15 protein-coding genes and 1 pseudogene are annotated in these 15483 nt (G+C 69.9%); 6 read left to right on the plus strand and 10 right to left on the minus strand.

Annotated elements, in window-relative coordinates:
- From E8A12_RS20720 to E8A12_RS20735, 4 genes and pseudogenes are all read left to right on the plus strand, one after another.
- Window positions 1-415: pseudogene (locus E8A12_RS20720) on the plus strand (ATP-dependent DNA ligase); the annotation flags it as partial.
- A gap of 123 nt (window positions 416-538) precedes the next feature.
- Complete coding sequence (locus E8A12_RS20725; protein WP_293372403.1) at window positions 539-2437, plus strand: methyl-accepting chemotaxis protein; 1899 nt, start codon at window positions 539-541, stop codon at window positions 2435-2437.
- A gap of 2 nt (window positions 2438-2439) precedes the next feature.
- Window positions 2440-2901 carry a chemotaxis protein CheW gene (locus tag E8A12_RS20730; RefSeq protein ID WP_293372405.1) on the plus strand — a complete coding sequence of 154 codons (462 nt, stop codon included), beginning with the start codon at window positions 2440-2442 and terminating at the stop codon, window positions 2899-2901.
- 190 nt (window positions 2902-3091) lie between these two features.
- Window positions 3092-4615, plus strand: a complete 1524-nt coding sequence (locus E8A12_RS20735) for a carboxylesterase family protein (RefSeq protein ID WP_293372407.1) — start codon at window positions 3092-3094, stop codon at window positions 4613-4615.
- A 3-nt stretch (window positions 4616-4618) separates the two neighbouring features.
- Here the strand turns inward: E8A12_RS20735 and E8A12_RS20740 are convergent, their stop codons facing one another.
- The 9 genes from E8A12_RS20740 to E8A12_RS20780 form a co-directional block, all read right to left on the minus strand.
- Window positions 4619-4909 (minus strand): DUF1330 domain-containing protein, encoded by a 291-nt coding sequence (locus E8A12_RS20740; protein WP_293372409.1) that lies wholly within the window; start codon window positions 4907-4909, stop codon window positions 4619-4621.
- Window positions 4910-4971: 62 nt separating this feature from the next.
- Window positions 4972-5826 (minus strand): Ku protein, encoded by an 855-nt coding sequence (locus E8A12_RS20745; RefSeq protein WP_293372411.1) that lies wholly within the window; start codon window positions 5824-5826, stop codon window positions 4972-4974.
- Window positions 5827-5873: 47 nt separating this feature from the next.
- Window positions 5874-6095, minus strand: a complete 222-nt coding sequence (locus E8A12_RS20750) for a hypothetical protein (protein ID WP_293372413.1) — start codon at window positions 6093-6095, stop codon at window positions 5874-5876.
- A 50-nt stretch (window positions 6096-6145) separates the two neighbouring features.
- A complete protein-coding gene (locus E8A12_RS20755) occupies window positions 6146-7537 on the minus strand; it encodes an amidase family protein (RefSeq protein ID WP_293372415.1) in 1392 nt (463 codons plus the stop codon).
- A gap of 46 nt (window positions 7538-7583) precedes the next feature.
- Complete coding sequence (gene rsfS, locus E8A12_RS20760; RefSeq protein WP_293372417.1) at window positions 7584-8054, minus strand: ribosome silencing factor; 471 nt, start codon at window positions 8052-8054, stop codon at window positions 7584-7586.
- 34 nt (window positions 8055-8088) lie between these two features.
- Window positions 8089-8826, minus strand: coding sequence for a nicotinate-nucleotide adenylyltransferase (locus E8A12_RS20765; protein WP_293372419.1), 738 nt, complete (start codon window positions 8824-8826; stop codon window positions 8089-8091).
- Window positions 8792-10066 carry a glutamate-5-semialdehyde dehydrogenase gene (locus tag E8A12_RS20770; protein ID WP_293372421.1) on the minus strand — a complete coding sequence of 425 codons (1275 nt, stop codon included), beginning with the start codon at window positions 10064-10066 and terminating at the stop codon, window positions 8792-8794. The genes E8A12_RS20765 and E8A12_RS20770 overlap by 35 nt, the downstream gene beginning before the upstream one ends.
- A gap of 58 nt (window positions 10067-10124) precedes the next feature.
- Window positions 10125-12332, minus strand: coding sequence for a xanthine dehydrogenase family protein molybdopterin-binding subunit (locus E8A12_RS20775; protein WP_293372423.1), 2208 nt, complete (start codon window positions 12330-12332; stop codon window positions 10125-10127).
- Between the two features lie 11 nt (window positions 12333-12343).
- A complete protein-coding gene (locus tag E8A12_RS20780) occupies window positions 12344-12820 on the minus strand; it encodes a (2Fe-2S)-binding protein (protein ID WP_293372425.1) in 477 nt (158 codons plus the stop codon).
- A gap of 111 nt (window positions 12821-12931) precedes the next feature.
- On the opposite strand from E8A12_RS20780, the gene E8A12_RS20785 reads away from it, so the two are divergent.
- Window positions 12932-13816, plus strand: coding sequence for a bifunctional precorrin-2 dehydrogenase/sirohydrochlorin ferrochelatase (locus tag E8A12_RS20785; protein WP_293372427.1), 885 nt, complete (start codon window positions 12932-12934; stop codon window positions 13814-13816).
- An 80-nt stretch (window positions 13817-13896) separates the two neighbouring features.
- On the plus strand, window positions 13897-14910 hold the full coding sequence (locus tag E8A12_RS20790) for a phosphotransferase (RefSeq protein ID WP_293372429.1): 1014 nt from the start codon (window positions 13897-13899) through the stop codon (window positions 14908-14910).
- Here the strand turns inward: E8A12_RS20790 and E8A12_RS20795 are convergent.
- Window positions 14907-15483, minus strand: a 577-nt coding sequence (locus E8A12_RS20795) for an MFS transporter (RefSeq protein ID WP_293372431.1), incomplete at its 5' end; no start/stop codon positions are given. The genes E8A12_RS20790 and E8A12_RS20795 overlap by 4 nt on opposite strands.

A 15483-nucleotide genomic window follows, 5' to 3' on the forward strand; every position in this document is an offset into this window, starting at 1 on the left:
GACCACCGGCGGCAAGGGCCTGCACGTGGTCACGCCTCTGAAGGATGGAAAGGGCAAGATTGACTGGCCGACCGCCAAACAGTTCGCCCAGGATGTCTGCCTGGCGATCGCCGCCGACCAGCCGGACCGCTATGTGGTCAACATGGCCAAGGCCAAGCGCGTGGGCCGCATCTTCCTCGACTATCTGCGCAACGACCGGCTCTCGACGGCGGTTGCGCCGCTGTCGCCCCGCGCGCGCCCTGGCGCGACGGTCAGCTTCCCGCTCACCTGGAGCCAGGTGAAGCCCGGCCTCGATCCCAAGGCGTTCACGATCCGCACCGCGCCCGCCCTGCTGATGAAGACCAAGGCCTGGGCCGATTACTGCGACGCCGAACAGCCGCTCGGGCCGGCCATCCGCAGGCTCAAGGCCCGATAGCTCGCCAGGCCGACGCCGATTCCCAAAAGCGTGCGCCCCTTCCCAGAATTTAGAGAACGGTAAGGCGTCGGCGCTAAGCACGCGGCGACGGCTGACCGCCGATCCAATCCAGGGACGGAATCCATGAACCTCACCATCAAGGCGCGCCTCGTCGGCTCGCTGGCCGCGCTTGGCGTCGGCATGCTCGCGATCGGCGCCAGCGGCTGGGTCTCGACCACGGTCGGCAACACCCGCCTGCAGTCGGTCATCACCGACCGCGTCGCGCCGATGCAGCAGCTGAAGGCGGTCAGCGACAGCTATTCCGACAGCATCGTCGACGCCGCCCACAAGGCCCGCGGCGGCTCCTACACGCCCGCCAAGTCCCTGCAGCAGATCGCCCAGGCCCGCGAGACCATCAAGGCCAAGTGGAGCGCCTATCGCCAGACCCAGATGACGCCGGACGAACTGGAGCTCGTGAAGAAGGTCGAAGCCGGCCTGCCGGCGGCCGACGCCGCGACCGACCGGCTGGTGACGATCCTCAACACCAGCGACATGGCGAGCCTCGCCGACTTCAACGACCACAACATGTATGCCGCCATCGACCCGGTGACCGGCGCGATCAGCGATCTCGTCGACCTGCAGATGCGCGTTGCGCAACAGGACGGAGAGGCCGCCGCCAAGGCCGCCAAGCTGTCGCTGATCATCATGGGCGTCATCGCCGCCATCGCCGCGGCCATGCTGGCCTTCGCCGGCCACGTGGTGGTCAACCAGGTGTCGAAGCCGCTGCTGCGGATCGCCGAGGCGATGCGCAAGCTGGCCAGCGGGGACAACGCCGTCGAGATTCCCGGCGCGGACCGTCACGACGAGCTCGGCCAGATGGCCGGCGCCGTGCAGGTCTTCAAGAACAACGCGATCGCCAAGATCAAGGCCGACGCCGAGGCCGTCGAGGCCAAGGAACGCGCCGAAGTGGAACGCCGCGCCGCCGGCGAGGCCGCCATCGCCCGCGAGCAGGCCTCGGTCGTCTCGGTGTTCGGCGAGGCCATGGAGAAGCTGGCCGCGGGCGACCTGACCTATCGTGTGAACGACGACCTGGCGCCCGCCTACGAAAAGCTGCGCGGAGATTTCAACGGCTCCATGGCCAAGCTGGAAAAGACCATGGGCGTGATCGTCGGCAACGCCGGCGGCATCCATTCGGGCAGCCAGGAGATCAGCGTCGCCTCCGACGACCTGTCGCGGCGCACCGAGCAACAGGCGGCTTCGCTTGAGGAGACCGCCGCGGCGCTCGAACAGATAACCGCCACGGTGCGCAAGACCGCCGAGGGCGCCAAGGAGACCCGCGAGGTCGTGGTGTCCGCCAAGGGCGGCGCAGAGACCGGCGGCCAGGTGGTCGCCCAGGCCATGGCCGCCATGAGCGAGATCGAGGGCTCGGCTCAGCAGATCAGCCAGATCATCAGCGTCATCGACGAGATCGCCTTCCAGACCAACCTGCTCGCCCTGAACGCCGGCGTCGAAGCCGCCCGCGCCGGGGACGCCGGCAAGGGCTTTGCGGTCGTCGCCTCCGAGGTGCGGGCTCTGGCCCAGCGCTCGGCGGACGCGGCCAAGGAGATCAAGGCCTTGATCTCCGACTCCACGGCCAAGGTCGGCCAGGGCGTCAAGCTGGTCGGCGAGACCGGCCAGGCGCTGCAGCGGATCGTCGAGGAGGTCGGGCGCATCAACACCCTGGTGGAGGAGATCGCCTCGGCCGCCCAGGAGCAGGCCACGGGCCTCGCCCAGGTCAATGTCGCGGTCAACCAGATGGACCAGGTCACCCAGCAGAACGCCGCCATGGTCGAGGAATCCACCGCCGCCAGCCACGCCCTGTCGCAGGAGGCGACCAACCTCTCCGACCTGATGGGCCAGTTCCGGCTCGGCGCCGATCACGCCCAGCCTGGCCGGGGCCGCAGCGCGCCCGCGCCGCGCCATCCGGTGCATGCCGCCCAGACCCGGGTCGCCCAGATGATCACCGCCGACCCGATCAAGGCCGCCGCCTGGTCGGAGTTCTGAGCATGACCGCCGACCTCAACGTCCAAACCGGTCACGAACTGATTATTGTCGAGATCAGCGGCCAGCGCTTCGCCATCGACATCATGTCGGTGCGCGAGATCCGCGGCTGGTGCGCTTCGACCCGCCTGCCGCAATCGCCGGCCCACGTGCTGGGGATGATCAATCTGCGGGGTTCCGTCCTGCCGGTGGTCGACTTCTCATCGCGACTGGGGTTGGGCCAAAGCGAGCCCAACACCGCCTCGGTGGTCATCGTCACCGAGATCGGCGACCGGCTCGTGGGCCTGATGGTCGATGCGGTCTGCGACATCCTCACCCTTGGCGAGAGCATGCTGCAGCCGGCGCCGGACGTGGGCGCGCCCCGCGTCCACGAGTTCGTGCGCGGCGTGATCACCACGAACGACGGCATCGTCACCCTGCTCTCACTCGACGCTGTGATCCCGCCCGGCGAGCAGCTCGCCGCCTAGCGGTCTTGTCGGCTGGTTTGGACCGGATCAGCCGACCAGCAAGGGCGCCGACCCCAAGACGGCGCCACGGGCGGCCGCGCTTCCCCCAAGCGCGGCCGCCTTTTCCTTGCCTGCCGCCGGGGCGCGCGGACACAATCCCGAAACAGCCGCGCTCTAGAGATCGGAGAAATCATATAGGGGGGAATTCCGGATGATCGCTCGCCGCCACTTCGCCGCCGCCGCGCTCGCCCTCGGCGCGCTCGGCCTGCCGCTGGCCGCCGCCGCGCAGGACGCGCCGACCGCCAAGATCAAGCAGGGCGCTCTGAAAGGCGCGGTCGTCGAAGGCGTCGAAGAGTTCTGGGCCATCCCCTACGCCGCCCCGCCGGTGGGCGACCTGCGCTGGAAGCCGCCGGCCGCCGGCCCCGTCTGGACGGGCGAGCGCGACGCGACCAAGGCCGGCGCCTCCTGCCAGCCGACGCAGAAGGGCGAGTACACTGAGGATTGCCTGTTCGCGAACGTCACGCGCCCCGCGGGCGCGAAGCCCGGCCAGAAGCTGCCGGTCTACGTCTGGATCCATGGCGGCGGCTTCACCATCGGCTCGGCGGTCGGCGCCTTCGGAGCCCAGACCGACGGCATCCAGTTCGCCAAGGACGGCATCATCACCGTTTCGGTGAGCTACCGCCTGGGCCGCGCCGGCTGGTTCGCCCACCCGGCGCTCTGCAAGGAAGGGCCCTGCGGCAACTATGGCTACATGGACCAGATCGCCGCGCTCAAGTGGGTGAAGGCCAACATCGCCAACTTCGGCGGCGACCCGAACAACGTCACCATCGGCGGCGAGAGCGCCGGCGGCATTTCGGTGCTCGAGCTGATGCTGGCGCCCGACGCGCGCGGGACCTTCCAGAAGGCGATCGGCGAGTCGAGCTTCGGCCGGTTGGAGCCGACCTCGATGGCGGACGCGCAAGGCCAGGGGCTGAAAGCCGCCGCCACGGCCGGCGTCACCGGCGAGGACGCGACCGCCGCCGCGGCGCTGCGCAAGCTGCCGCTTAGCGCCATGCCCTATTCGGGTCCGTTCACCTCCCGCGCCGGCCCGATCCTCGATGGCCGCTATGTGCAGAGCGGCATCTACGAGGGCTTCGCCGCCGGCAAGCAGGCCAAGATCCCGCTGCTGATCGGCGGCAACTCCAACGAGGCCAGCCTTTTCCGGCCGCAGGCCGCCGCCGTCGACGCGCTTCCCGCCGACCGCAAGGCCGCCGCCATGGCCGCCTTCGATCCCAAGGGGACCGGCAACAAAGCCCAGATGGCCAACGACATGGCCACCCGCCAGTACATCACCGAGCCAGACCGTGCGATCAGCCGCATCCAGTCCAAGACCGGCCAGCCGGTCTATGCGTACTACTTCTCCTATGTGTCGCCGGGCGCGAAGGCGCAGCTGCCGTTCGGCGCGCCGCACACCGCGGAGATCAAGTTCGCCTTCGCCGGGCCCAAGCAGCAGTTCGCCGACGTGGACCTGCCGCTGGCCAAGGCGGTCAATGCCTACTGGGCGGCCTTCATCAAGTCCGGCAATCCCGACTCGGCCGGCGGCCCAGCCTGGCCGAAGTTCGCGCACAACGAGACCTACATGGAGTTCAGCGCCGACGGCCCTCAGCCCCACGAACATTTCCTGAAGGCCCAACTCGACTGGCAAGAAGCCAATGTGGCGGCCGGCGCGGGCGCGTCGCCGACCTCGCCGAAGTAGGCGTCAGCCGGCGTAGCCCTCCACCACATAGACCCGCGACGTCGAGCTGGCGTCGCGGATCGGCAGGATGGCGCAGTAGGCGGGAGACGAGCGCCAAGCGAGGGCGGCGGCGCGGTCGGGAAACTCCAGGATCACGATGCGGCCTGGCGGCTCGCCTTCGACGGTCTCGGTGGCGCCGCTGCGCACCAGATAGCGGCCGCCGAAGGGCTCGAGCGTCGGGGGCACCTGCACGACATAGGTCTGGAAGGTCGCCGGATCGTTCACCCAGATCTCGTTGATCACATAGGCCGCCATGACGCGCTCCTTAGCCGCAGCCGTAGCCACAGCCACAGCCTAGCGAGCGGCCTGGACGCCGCCTAGGCCCGCTTCTTGGCTGGCGCCTTGCGGTGCGTGAGGGCCTTCTTCGCCGTCTGCGGGGCGGGCTTGCGCCGTTCGCCGCCGGACTGGCCGAGGCTGCGCTTCAGCGCCTCCATCAGGTCGATGACCTCGGCCTCCCTCGGCTCTTCCGGCGCCTCCACCGTATGGCCCTTCTGCTTTTCCTTGATCAGCGCCCGCAGCGCGTCCTCGTAGCGGTCGTTGAACTGGCTGGGGTCGAAGGGGCCTTCCAGCTGCTCGATGATCTTGGCGGCGATCTCGATCATCTGGGCCGGGGGTTTCACCGCCTTGATGTGCGAGAAGATCGCGTCGGCGGCGCGCACCTCAGTCTTGTTGCGCAGGGTGTAGGCGACGATGCCCTTGTCGTGCGGCTCCAGCGCCATCAGCCGTTCGCGCTGGTGCATGACCAGGCGGCCCAGCGCCACCTTGCCGGCCTTCTTCATCGCCTCGCGGATCACCGCGAAGGCCTCGGCGGCCATGTCGCCGTCCGGGGCCAGGAAATAGGGGTCGTTCCAGTAGAGCCGGTCGATGTCGGAGTCGTCGACGAAGCGTTCGATGTCGAGCGTCTTGGTGGTCTCCAGCCGGACATTCTCGAGCTCCTCGCCGGTGACCACCACGTAGCGGCCCTTCTCGATCTCGTAGCCCTTGACAATATCGGACCGCTCCACGGGCCCGGTCTCAGGGTCGGTGGGGATCATCCGGATGCGGTTGTGGGTCGCCTTGGAGAGCATGTTGAAATGCACCTCGCCGCCACGCGAGGTCGCCGTGTAGAGCGCCACGGGGCAGCTCACCAGGGAAAGCCGCAGGTAGCCCTGCCAGGTCGGACGGGTAGCCATGATCGCGATCCCCTTCAGCGGAACTGAGGAAACGCCGACCTGGGCGATCAGTTCGGAAGCGATGAGTCCAAGGCCGCGCTGAGCGACGCCCGCTCGTGCTCCGCGCCCTCGATCCGCGCGTCCTCGCCCTTCCATGCGTGCACTTCGTGGCAGACCGGGCAACGGAACGACCGCGGCTCGACGACCGCCGAGAGGGCGAAGTCCTGCGTTCGGTGTCCCGTCGGGACCTGCGCGCCGGTGGTCGGGCAGTCGATGATGATCCTGGGCATGCAACCCTAACGGATTCAAACGGATAAGGTTGCTTCCGCGCGCGTAAGCTTTAGTACCCCGGCGGCGGCCGGAAGCCTCCGAACTCCCGCTCGATCAGGCCTGCGAAGCCGATGGTCGTGCGGTCCTCCAGATAGGGTCCGATGACCTGGGCGCCGAAGGGAAGGCCAGAGCGGGTCTGGCCGACCGGGATCGCCGTTGACGGCAGATTGCCAAGCGTCGCCAGGCTCGCCCAGGCGGCCGGGGCGAAGTAGGCCGTCTCGACCCCGTTGATCGTCAGGGTGCGCTTGTTCATGTCCGGCTCGTCATCGTGCGGGAAGGCGGGCGTTCCATGGACGGGCGTCAGCACCACGTCGAAGTCCTCGAACAGCCGGGCCCATTGGCGGCGGTTCTGCGCCTGGGCGTCCAGCAGGGCCATCCATTCGTGCGCCGAGATGGTCTGAGCGCCCGGCTGGCCGCGGCTCACGGCCGGTATCAAGAGGCCCATGTAGGTCCCCCGCGCCTGGGCAAGGTCGGGCAGCAGTTCGCTGGTGCGGGCCACCTTGACCCCGAGGCCTTCCAGCCGCCCCGCCAGGTCTTCGAGTCCGGCGCGGATCTCGTCGTCGAGCGGCGTCAGCGGGTGGTCGGCGATCAGGAGGACACGATAGGCTGCGAGCTTTGCGTGGCGCGGCGGCGGCAGCGCCAGGCGGTACCCCACGGCCTCGCCTTCGTCGGGTCCGGCCAGGACGTCGAGCGCCAGGCCCAGGTCGGCGGCGGTGCGGGCGAGCGGCCCCACCACCACCAGCACCACGCCTGCGCCGTCGGGGACGTAGGGCGGCGCGTTCCCGCGCGTGGGCACGAGATTGTAGCTCGGTTTGTGGCCATAGACGCCGCAGAAGTGCGCCGGCATGCGGATCGAGCCGCCGATGTCCGAGCCGAACTCCAGCGGGACCATGCCGGCCGCCAAAGCCGCCGCCGATCCGCCGGACGACCCACCGGGCGTTCGCGTCAGGTCCCAGGGATTGCGGGTGCGGCCGTAGATCGGATTGTTGCTCTGGTAGTCGGCCAGCCACGGCGGGACGTTGGTCTTGCCGAGGATCACCGCCCCGGCGGCCTTCAGCCGGCTGACGCCCACGGAATCGGTCGGCGCGACGAAACCCTTGAACGGCTCGAACCCCCAGGTGGTCGGTAGGCCGGCAACGTGGTGGCTTTCCTTCACCGTCATGGGCAGGCCCAGCAGCGGGCGGCGCTCGCCGCGGGCCAGGGCGGCGTCGGCGGCGCGGGCGGCCTCGCGGGCTCGGTCGAAGTCGCGGACCACGACGGCGTTGATCGGCCCGTCACGAGCCTCGATGCGGGCGATGGCGGCGTCGGCCAGCTCGAGCGCGCTCACGCGGCGGGCGGCGAGCGCGGCCACGAGGTCGGCGGCCGAGGCGTCCAGCATCTCGCGGGATAGAGGTTCTGACATGGCGGCCTCCCTGCTCGGGAAGCTCACCATCGGGCGTCGCGGAAGTCTAGACGACCTGTCCGGCCGCCTGGGTGCGGTGCGGGCTGTCCACCGCCCAGATCTTCTCGATGTTGTAGAAGCTGCGGACCTCGGGCCGGAACAGGTGGATGATCACGTCGCCGGTGTCGATCAGCACCCAGTCGCAGCTGGGCAAGCCCTCGACCCGGGCGCGGCCGTAGCCCTCGTCCTTCAGGGCGCGCAACAGGTGGTCGGCCATGGCGCCGACATGGCGGTGCGAGCGCCCGGAGGCGACCACCAGGCCGTCTGCGATCGCCGATTTTCCCTTGAGATCGATGAACACGACGTCCTGGGCCTTGTCGTCATCCAGGCGGGCCAGGATCATCTCCTCCAGCGCCGCAATGCGGTCCTGGGGGGTCTTGGAGGGCCCGGTTCCTCTCGGAGAGGGGGCGCCTTCCTGCGCACGGGGCGCAACTTCACGGGTCAGCGGGGTAACTCCTTTAAGCCTCGCGAGAGCCACCCTAGCACGGCAAGGGGCCCCGGTCAGCCGCCCATCACGGCTTCAGCCGCTTCAGGTGTTCCCCCGAGCCGCCACGCGCGATGGCTCCGGCTTTGTCCGCTGTCAGATTGTGTCGGGCGGCCAGTGCGGCCTGGCGTAATCTGAGCGCCGTCGAGCTCTGGAAATTGAACCGCCCGAACAGGAAGGCCCAGGCCGGCGGCTTCGAGTCAGGCAGCCGAAGCGCCGCCGTGGAGGGCAGGCGATAGCGGGCGAAGCGCAGCGCCGCCGGCGAAAACCGGCTCTTCAGCGAGATCCACGGCCGCGAGACCACCGCCACAGGCACCTCGCGCATGATCTGCACCCAGCCGCGCCAGCGGTGGAAGCTGGCCAAGCTGTCGGCCCCCATGATCCAGACGAACTTCACGCCTGGGAACCGGCGCTTCAGGGCGCGGACGGTGTCGATGGTGTAGGCGCTGCCCAGCTTCGTCTCGACGTCGGAGACGATCATTCCGGGCCCCTTGGCCAGCGCCGCCGCGCCGGCCATGCGCTCGGCCAGGTCGACGGTCTCGTGGCGGGACTTCAGAGGGTTCTGCGGTGAGACCAGCCAGATCACCCGGTCAAGGTTCAGCCGCCGCTTGGCGGTCTCGGCCACGTGGGCGTGGCCCTCGTGCGCCGGGTTGAAGGAGCCACCGTAGAGGCCCACGCGCATTCCGGGCGTCAGATGGAATCCGGGCCTGAGCGCGGCCGGGCGTCCCCCGTCAGGGACGCGTCTGGCCGGTCCCGCGGACCACATATTTATAGGTCGTCAGTTGCTCTGCGCCCACGGGCCCCCGCGCATGCAGGCGGTCGGTGGCGATGCCGATCTCGGCGCCGAAGCCGAACTCCGCGCCGTCGGCGAACTGGGTCGAGGCGTTGACCAGGACGATGGCGGAATCCACCAGCGCCACGAACCGCTCGGCCGCCGCGCCGTCTTCGGCGACGATGGCGTCAGTGTGGGCCGAGCCGTGGGCGGCGATGTGAGCCGCCGCGCCTTCGACGCCGTCGACCACCGCGACGGAGATGATCGGGGCCAGATATTCGGTCGACCAGTCCTCGTCGGTCGCGGCGCCCATGTCGGGAACCAGGGCGCGGGCGCGCGCGTCGCCGCGCAGCTCGCACCCGGCCGTGCGCAGGGCGCCGGCGACCGCCGGCAGCAGGCGCTGGGCGTCGGCGCTGTCGACCAGCAGGGTCTCCGCCGCGCCGCAGACCGAGACGCGGCGCATCTTTGCGTTGACCGCGATGGCGATCGCCTTATCCAGGTCAGCGCTGGCGTGCAGGAAGACGTGGTTGATCCCTTCGAGATGGCCCAGCACCGGCGCGCGGGCCTCGGCCTGAACCCGGGCCACCAGGCTCTTGCCGCCGCGGGGAATGATCAGGCTCACCGCCCCGTCCAGTCCGCCGAGGATCAGTCCCACAGCGGCGCGGTCGGCGGTGGCCACCATCTGCACGCAGGCCTTGGGCAGGCCCGCGGCCTCCAGACCCTGGGCCACGGCGGCGTGGATCGCGAGGTTCGACGCCAGGCACTCAGACCCACCGCGCAGGATCGCCGCGTTGCCGGAGCGTATGCAGAGCGCTGCGGCGTCGGCGGTCACGTTGGGGCGGCTCTCGTAGATGATGGCGATGACGCCGATCGGGGTGCGGACCCGGGCGATATCCAGGCCGTTGGGCCGGTCCCAGCGGTCCAGCTCGGCGCCCAGCGGATCGCGGATCGCGGCGACGGTCTCGCAGCCCTTGGCCATGGCCTCGACGCGGGCGGCGTCCAGCAGCAGGCGTTCGACCATGGCGGGCGCCATGCCGGAGGCCTTGGCGGCGGCTGTGTCGCGGGCGTTGGCGGCAAGGATATCGGCGGCGCTGGCGCGTATGGCGTCGGCCATGGCGGCGATGGCGCGGCTGCGGGTCGCGGCGTCGGCCAGCCGCAGGGCCACGGCGGCCTCGTGAGCCGCTCGGCCCATGGCGCTCATCTGCGCCTGCAAGCTCGCACCGGCGTCGTCCACTTGATGGACCCCATATGCTCAGACTGAGCCTTACCTAGCCGGTTTGTGACGGCGCGCGCTAGGCCTTCACGAACGGCAGGCCGGTTGTGGCGGGCCGGCCCATGGCCAGCAGCGCGTTGGCGACCGCCGGGGCGATGACCGGCGTGCCGGGCTCGCCGACCCCGCTGGGCGCCGCGCCGGAGGGTACGATGTAGGTCTCCACGGTCGGCGTCTCGTTGTGGCGTAGCACCCGGTAGGCGTCGAAGTTGCGTTCCTGCACCGCCCCGTCCTTCAGGGTGATCTGGCCGAACAGCGCCGCCGAAAGGCCGTAGCAGGTCCCACCCTCCATCTGGGCGGCGATCTGGTCGGGCGAAATGGCCGTGCCGCAGTCGATGGCGGTGACCACGCGGCCAACGCGCGGTTCGCCGTTCTCCAGCTTGACCTCCGCCACCTGCGCCACCACCGAGCCGAAGCTCTCATGCACGGCCACGCCGCGGGTCCAGCCGGCGGGCGCAGGGCTGCCCCAGCCGGCCTTGGCGGCGGCCAGGTTCAGCACCGCCAGGTGGCGGTCCGCTCCGGCCTTGGCGTAGAGCGCACGGCGATAATCGACAGGGTCCTTGCCCGCCGCCTTCGCCAGCTGGTCGATGGTGTGTTCCATGACGAAGGCGTTGTGGGTCGCCCCCACCGAGCGCCACCAGAGCACAGGCACGCCGGCGTCGGGATGGATCGCCTGGCCGTCGACCACCGGCGTGGCTTTCAGGTAGGGCGAATCCTTCGCGCCCTCGACCGCGGACGGGTCCAGGCCGTGGTCGCCGAGCGGCGAGCCCTTGCTGAGCGACTGGACGACCACGCGGTGGCGCCAAGTCGCCGGATAGCCGTCCTTGTCGACGCTGACCCGGACCGCGTGGTGGACCATCGGGCGATAGTAACCGGCCGCCATGTCGTCCTCGCGGGTCCAGACCAGCTTCACCGGCCGGCCCTTGCCCACCTGCTTGGCGATGTGGACGCACTCGGCCACGTAGTCGGACTGGAAGTTGGCGCGCCGCCCGAAGCTGCCGCCGGCGAATAGGGTCTCGATCTCGACCGAGCCGGGGAGTGCGCCGACGATCTTGGCGGTGTTGAGCTGGTCCAGGGTCGGGATCTGCGAGCCGTGGATCAGCTTGGCGTGATGGCCATCGACGATGGCCACGCAGTTCATCGGCTCCATGGCGGCGTGCGCCAGGAACGGGAAGTCGTAGCTGACCTCCACGGCGGCGGGCGACGAGGCGGCCTGGGCGACATCGCCGCGGGTCTCGAACGGGTACCACTTCAGGCTTGCCCCGGTCGGCAGAGGCTTGGTGGCCAGGGTGGTCCACTCGGAGCGGAGCTGGTCGGAACTGCGCTTTTCGGCCTTGGTCTCATCCCAGGTCACCACCAGGGCGTCGCGGCCCTGGCGCGCGGCGTAGGTGGTCTTGGCGACCACGGCCACGCCGGTGGGGATCTGGAAGACATCCACCACGCCAGGGACCTTCTTCGTCGCGGTCGCGTCGAAGCTGGCGACCTTGGCTCCGAACTTCGGGGCGTGCGCCACCATGGCGGTCAGCATGTTCGGCAGGTGGACGTCCTGGGTGAAGCGCGCGGTCCCGCTGGCCTTGGCCGCGGAGTCCTTGCGCCGGACGCGGTCCGTGCCGATCAGGGTGAAGGCCTTGGGGTCCTTCAGCGCCGGCTTCTGGGGCGGCGCGACCTTGGCCGCCGCGTCCAGCAGTTCGCCGAAGTGGGCCTGCTTGCCGCCGGCCGCGTGGCTGACGACGCCGTCCTTTACCGAGACCTCGCCGGCCGGAACGCTCCAGGTGGTCGCCGCGGCCTGAACGAACATGGCCCGGGCGGCCGCGCCGGCGTTGCGCAGTTGCATCCAGCTGTTGGAGATCGCCGAGGAGCCGCCGGTGCCCTGCATGCCGAAGCTGGTGTTGGCGTAGACCGAGGCGTTGGCCGGCGACTGCTCGACCTTCACCTTGTCCCAGTCCGCGTCCATCTCCTCGGCGGCGATGGCGGCCAGGCCGGCGTGGTTGCCCTGGCCGAACTCGATGTGCTTGGAGACCACGGTCACGGTCCCGTCGGCGGCGATCTTGATGAACGGGCCGAAGGCGCCGAAGTCGTGCGGCGCGCCGACGCTCATGATCTTGCCGATATTCTGGGGCGAGCAGCCGATCAGCAGGACGCCGCCGGCCAGGGTCGCGCCGATTCCCAGCGCCTGGCGCCGCGTCGGGACAGGTTCGACGGTCTTCAGGCCCTTGAGAAGCTGGTTCATGGCGATCTCTCTCAGGCCTTGGCCGCGATGGGCTGCGAGGCCGGCTGACCGGAGGCTTCCTTGATGGCGGCGTGGATGCGCTGGTAGGTGCCGCAGCGGCAGATGTTGCCGTTCATCGCCGCGTCGATCTCGGCGTCCGTGGGCTTGGGCTTGGTGGCCAGCAGCGCCGAAGCGCTCATCAGCTGGCCGGACTGGCAATAGCCGCACTGCGGCACGTCGTTCTTCACCCACGCGACCTGCAGGGGGTGGTTCCCGCCCAGGCTCTCGACGGTTGTGATCTTGGCCGTGGCCAGCGCCGCGATGGGTGTCGAACAGGACCGAATAGGCTGGCCGTCCGCCAGCACCGTGCAGGCGCCGCACTGGGCAATGCCGCAGCCATACTTGGTTCCGGTCAGGCCCAGCTCATCGCGCAGCACCCACAAGAGCGGCGTCTCCGGCGTCGCCTCCACCGTAACGGTCTTGCCGTTCACGTTCAGCGTCGCAGTCATGAGGGGGTCCTTCCGGGCGGGTCCGCCATACATCCTAACAATGTTCAGACCGCAGGGTAAATGCGCTCGCCGTGGCTTGTGCGGCCGACGTCGGCTATCTATCGACCGCCCATGGACGCCTTCCCCGCCTTCTATCCGCTGTCCGGCAAGACCGTCGTCGTAGCCGGGACCGGCGAGGCGGCCGAGGCCAAGCTCCGGCTGTTCGCGGGCTCCCCGGCGATCATCCGGCGACTGGAGGGTGAGGCGGCGCTGAAGCCCGACGCCTACGCCGGCGCCGCGCTGGCCTTCATCGCCACCGACGACGACGCCTTCGCTGCGGCCGCCGCCGGAGCGGCCCGGGCGGCGCATGTGCCGGTCAACGTCGTCGACCGCCCGGCGCTCTGCGACTTCACCACGCCGGCGCTGATCGACCGCGGTGAGGTGGTTGCGGCCATCGGCACCGGGGGCGCCTCGCCGATGCTGGCGACCCTGCTGCGCCACGATATCGAGGCCCGTGTGCCGCCCGGCGCGGGTCACGTGGCGGCGCTGTTCGCCGGGATGCAGGACGAGGTGCGCCGCGCCCTGCCGGAGCCCCATCGCCGGCGCGCCTTCCTGCGCGCGGCGCTGACCGGCCCGGCGGCTGAGGCCGCCTTGCGCGGCGACAAGGCGCTCGCCGCGACCCTGCTCCGGGAGGCCCTGGCGCGGGACGAGCCGGGCGCCGGCATGGTGCAGTTCATCGACGCGCGGGGGCCAGCCGACCTCTTGACCCTGAAGGCCGCCCGCGCCCTGGCCGCCGCCGACGTGCTGGTCTGCGACGAGGCCGCGCATCCGGACATCCTGGCGCTGGCCCGCCGGGACGCTGAACGCCCGGGGCCCCAGACGGCGGCGCGCCTGGCGGAACTGACGGCCCAGGGCCTGCGGGTGGCGCGCCTGGTGACCGGCCCGGCCTGGCGAAGCGAGCAGACTGCGCTGGCGGCCGCCGGCGTCGACACCGAGGTCCTGCCTATCGCGGGCTGACGCCCCTCGCCATATATACCCGGATGTTATTGACTCGGAATTTAATCCGGGTAAAAAGCGGCGCTCGTTGGAGCCGCGCCTTGTCCCCTATTCCAGAAACCGACCGTCCCGCGGTCGAGCGCGCCCTCAAGGCAGCCTTCGGCACGACCGAGCTCGATGGCGCCGTTCCGATGTCGGGCGGCCTTTCGGGGGCCGCGCTTTGGCGTATCCGGGTGGGCGGGATCGCCTATGTGCTGCGGATCGAAAGGGCGCGCGACGCCTTCCGTGATCCGATCCGCGGCTATGGCTGCATGCGCATCGCCGCCCAGGCCTTCCTGGCGCCGGGCGTACGGTACGCCGACCCGGACGAGGGCGTGGTGATCATGGACTTCATCGCGCCTCGGTCGCCGGCCCTCGACTATCCGGAGGGTGGCCACGCGCTCATCGTCGAACTGGCTCGGGCGGTGCGCCTGCTGCATCAGACCAAGGCCTTTCCGCCGTTGGTCGACTTTCTGGACGGCATGGACGCCCTGCTTGACCTGTTCCGGCAGCGCGAGCTTCTGGAGCCGGCGGCGACCGCAGAACTGTACGAGCGCTACACGGCGTTGCGGGCGGGCTATCGCACGGCGCCCGGCGACTGGGTTTCCAGCCACAACGACCTCAATCCCGGCAACGTCCTATGCGATGGCGCCCGGCTCTGGTTGATCGACTGGGAGTCGGCTTTCCTCGCGGACCGGTATGTGGACCTGGCCGGTGTCGCCAACTGGTTCGCGCGAGACGCCGAGGCTGAAGAGGCTCTTCTCGCCACCTACTTCGGGGCGCCGCCTGGGCCGCAGGAACGGGCCCGCTTCGAACTGATGCGCCAGGTCAATCACCTCTTCTACGGGGTGATGTTTCTCAACGCGGTCGCGTCGGAGCAGCCCAGCGTCGTGCTGGCCGACCGCACTCTGGCCGGCCCCAGTCTCGCTTCGCTTCGCGAGGGCTTGGGCGCCGGCGTCTTCAGTCTGCAGGCCTGGGAAGACCGCGCGACCTACGGCAAAGCCCGCCTGTCGGCAGCCCTGGCCGGCCTGCGGCGGCCCGCGGTTGCGGAGGCCTTGCGGCTGGTCGCCCGCTAGACGTCCAGCGGCCGCCCGACCGTCTCCGGCACCAGGAACAGGCAGGTCGCGCACGCGATCGCCGTGAACACGAACGGGTACCAGAGCCCGGAATAGATATTGCCCACCGACGCGACGATGGCGAAGGCGGTGAAGGGCACGAAGCCGCCCACCCAGCCGGTGCCGATATGGTAGGGCAACGAGAGCGCCGTGTAGCGGATCCGCGTCGGGAACAGCTCCACCAGGAAGGCCGCGATCGGCCCGAACAGCGCCGTAGACGCCACCACGAAAATCATCAGCACCCCGAAGGCGCCCGGCAGGTTCATCCGCTTTGGATCGGCCTTTGCCGGATAGCCGGCGCGTGTCAGGCCCTCTTTAATATGGCCCTCGACCGTCGCCTTGATCGCCTTGGCGACGTCCTTGGGCGCGTCGCGCGCGTCGAGCGAGGGAATGGTGGCCATCCCGACGCGCACAATGGCTAGCTGCCCCGGCTGTCCGGCCTCGTTGATGTAGGAAACCCCGGCGTTGGCCAGCACGCTCTTGGCGATGTCGCAGGAGGACGTGAAGCTGGCCTTGCCCACCGGGTCGAACTGC

Origin of the sequence: Phenylobacterium sp., from assembly GCF_004799395.1 — a bacterium.
Taxonomy (GTDB): domain Bacteria; phylum Pseudomonadota; class Alphaproteobacteria; order Caulobacterales; family Caulobacteraceae; genus Phenylobacterium.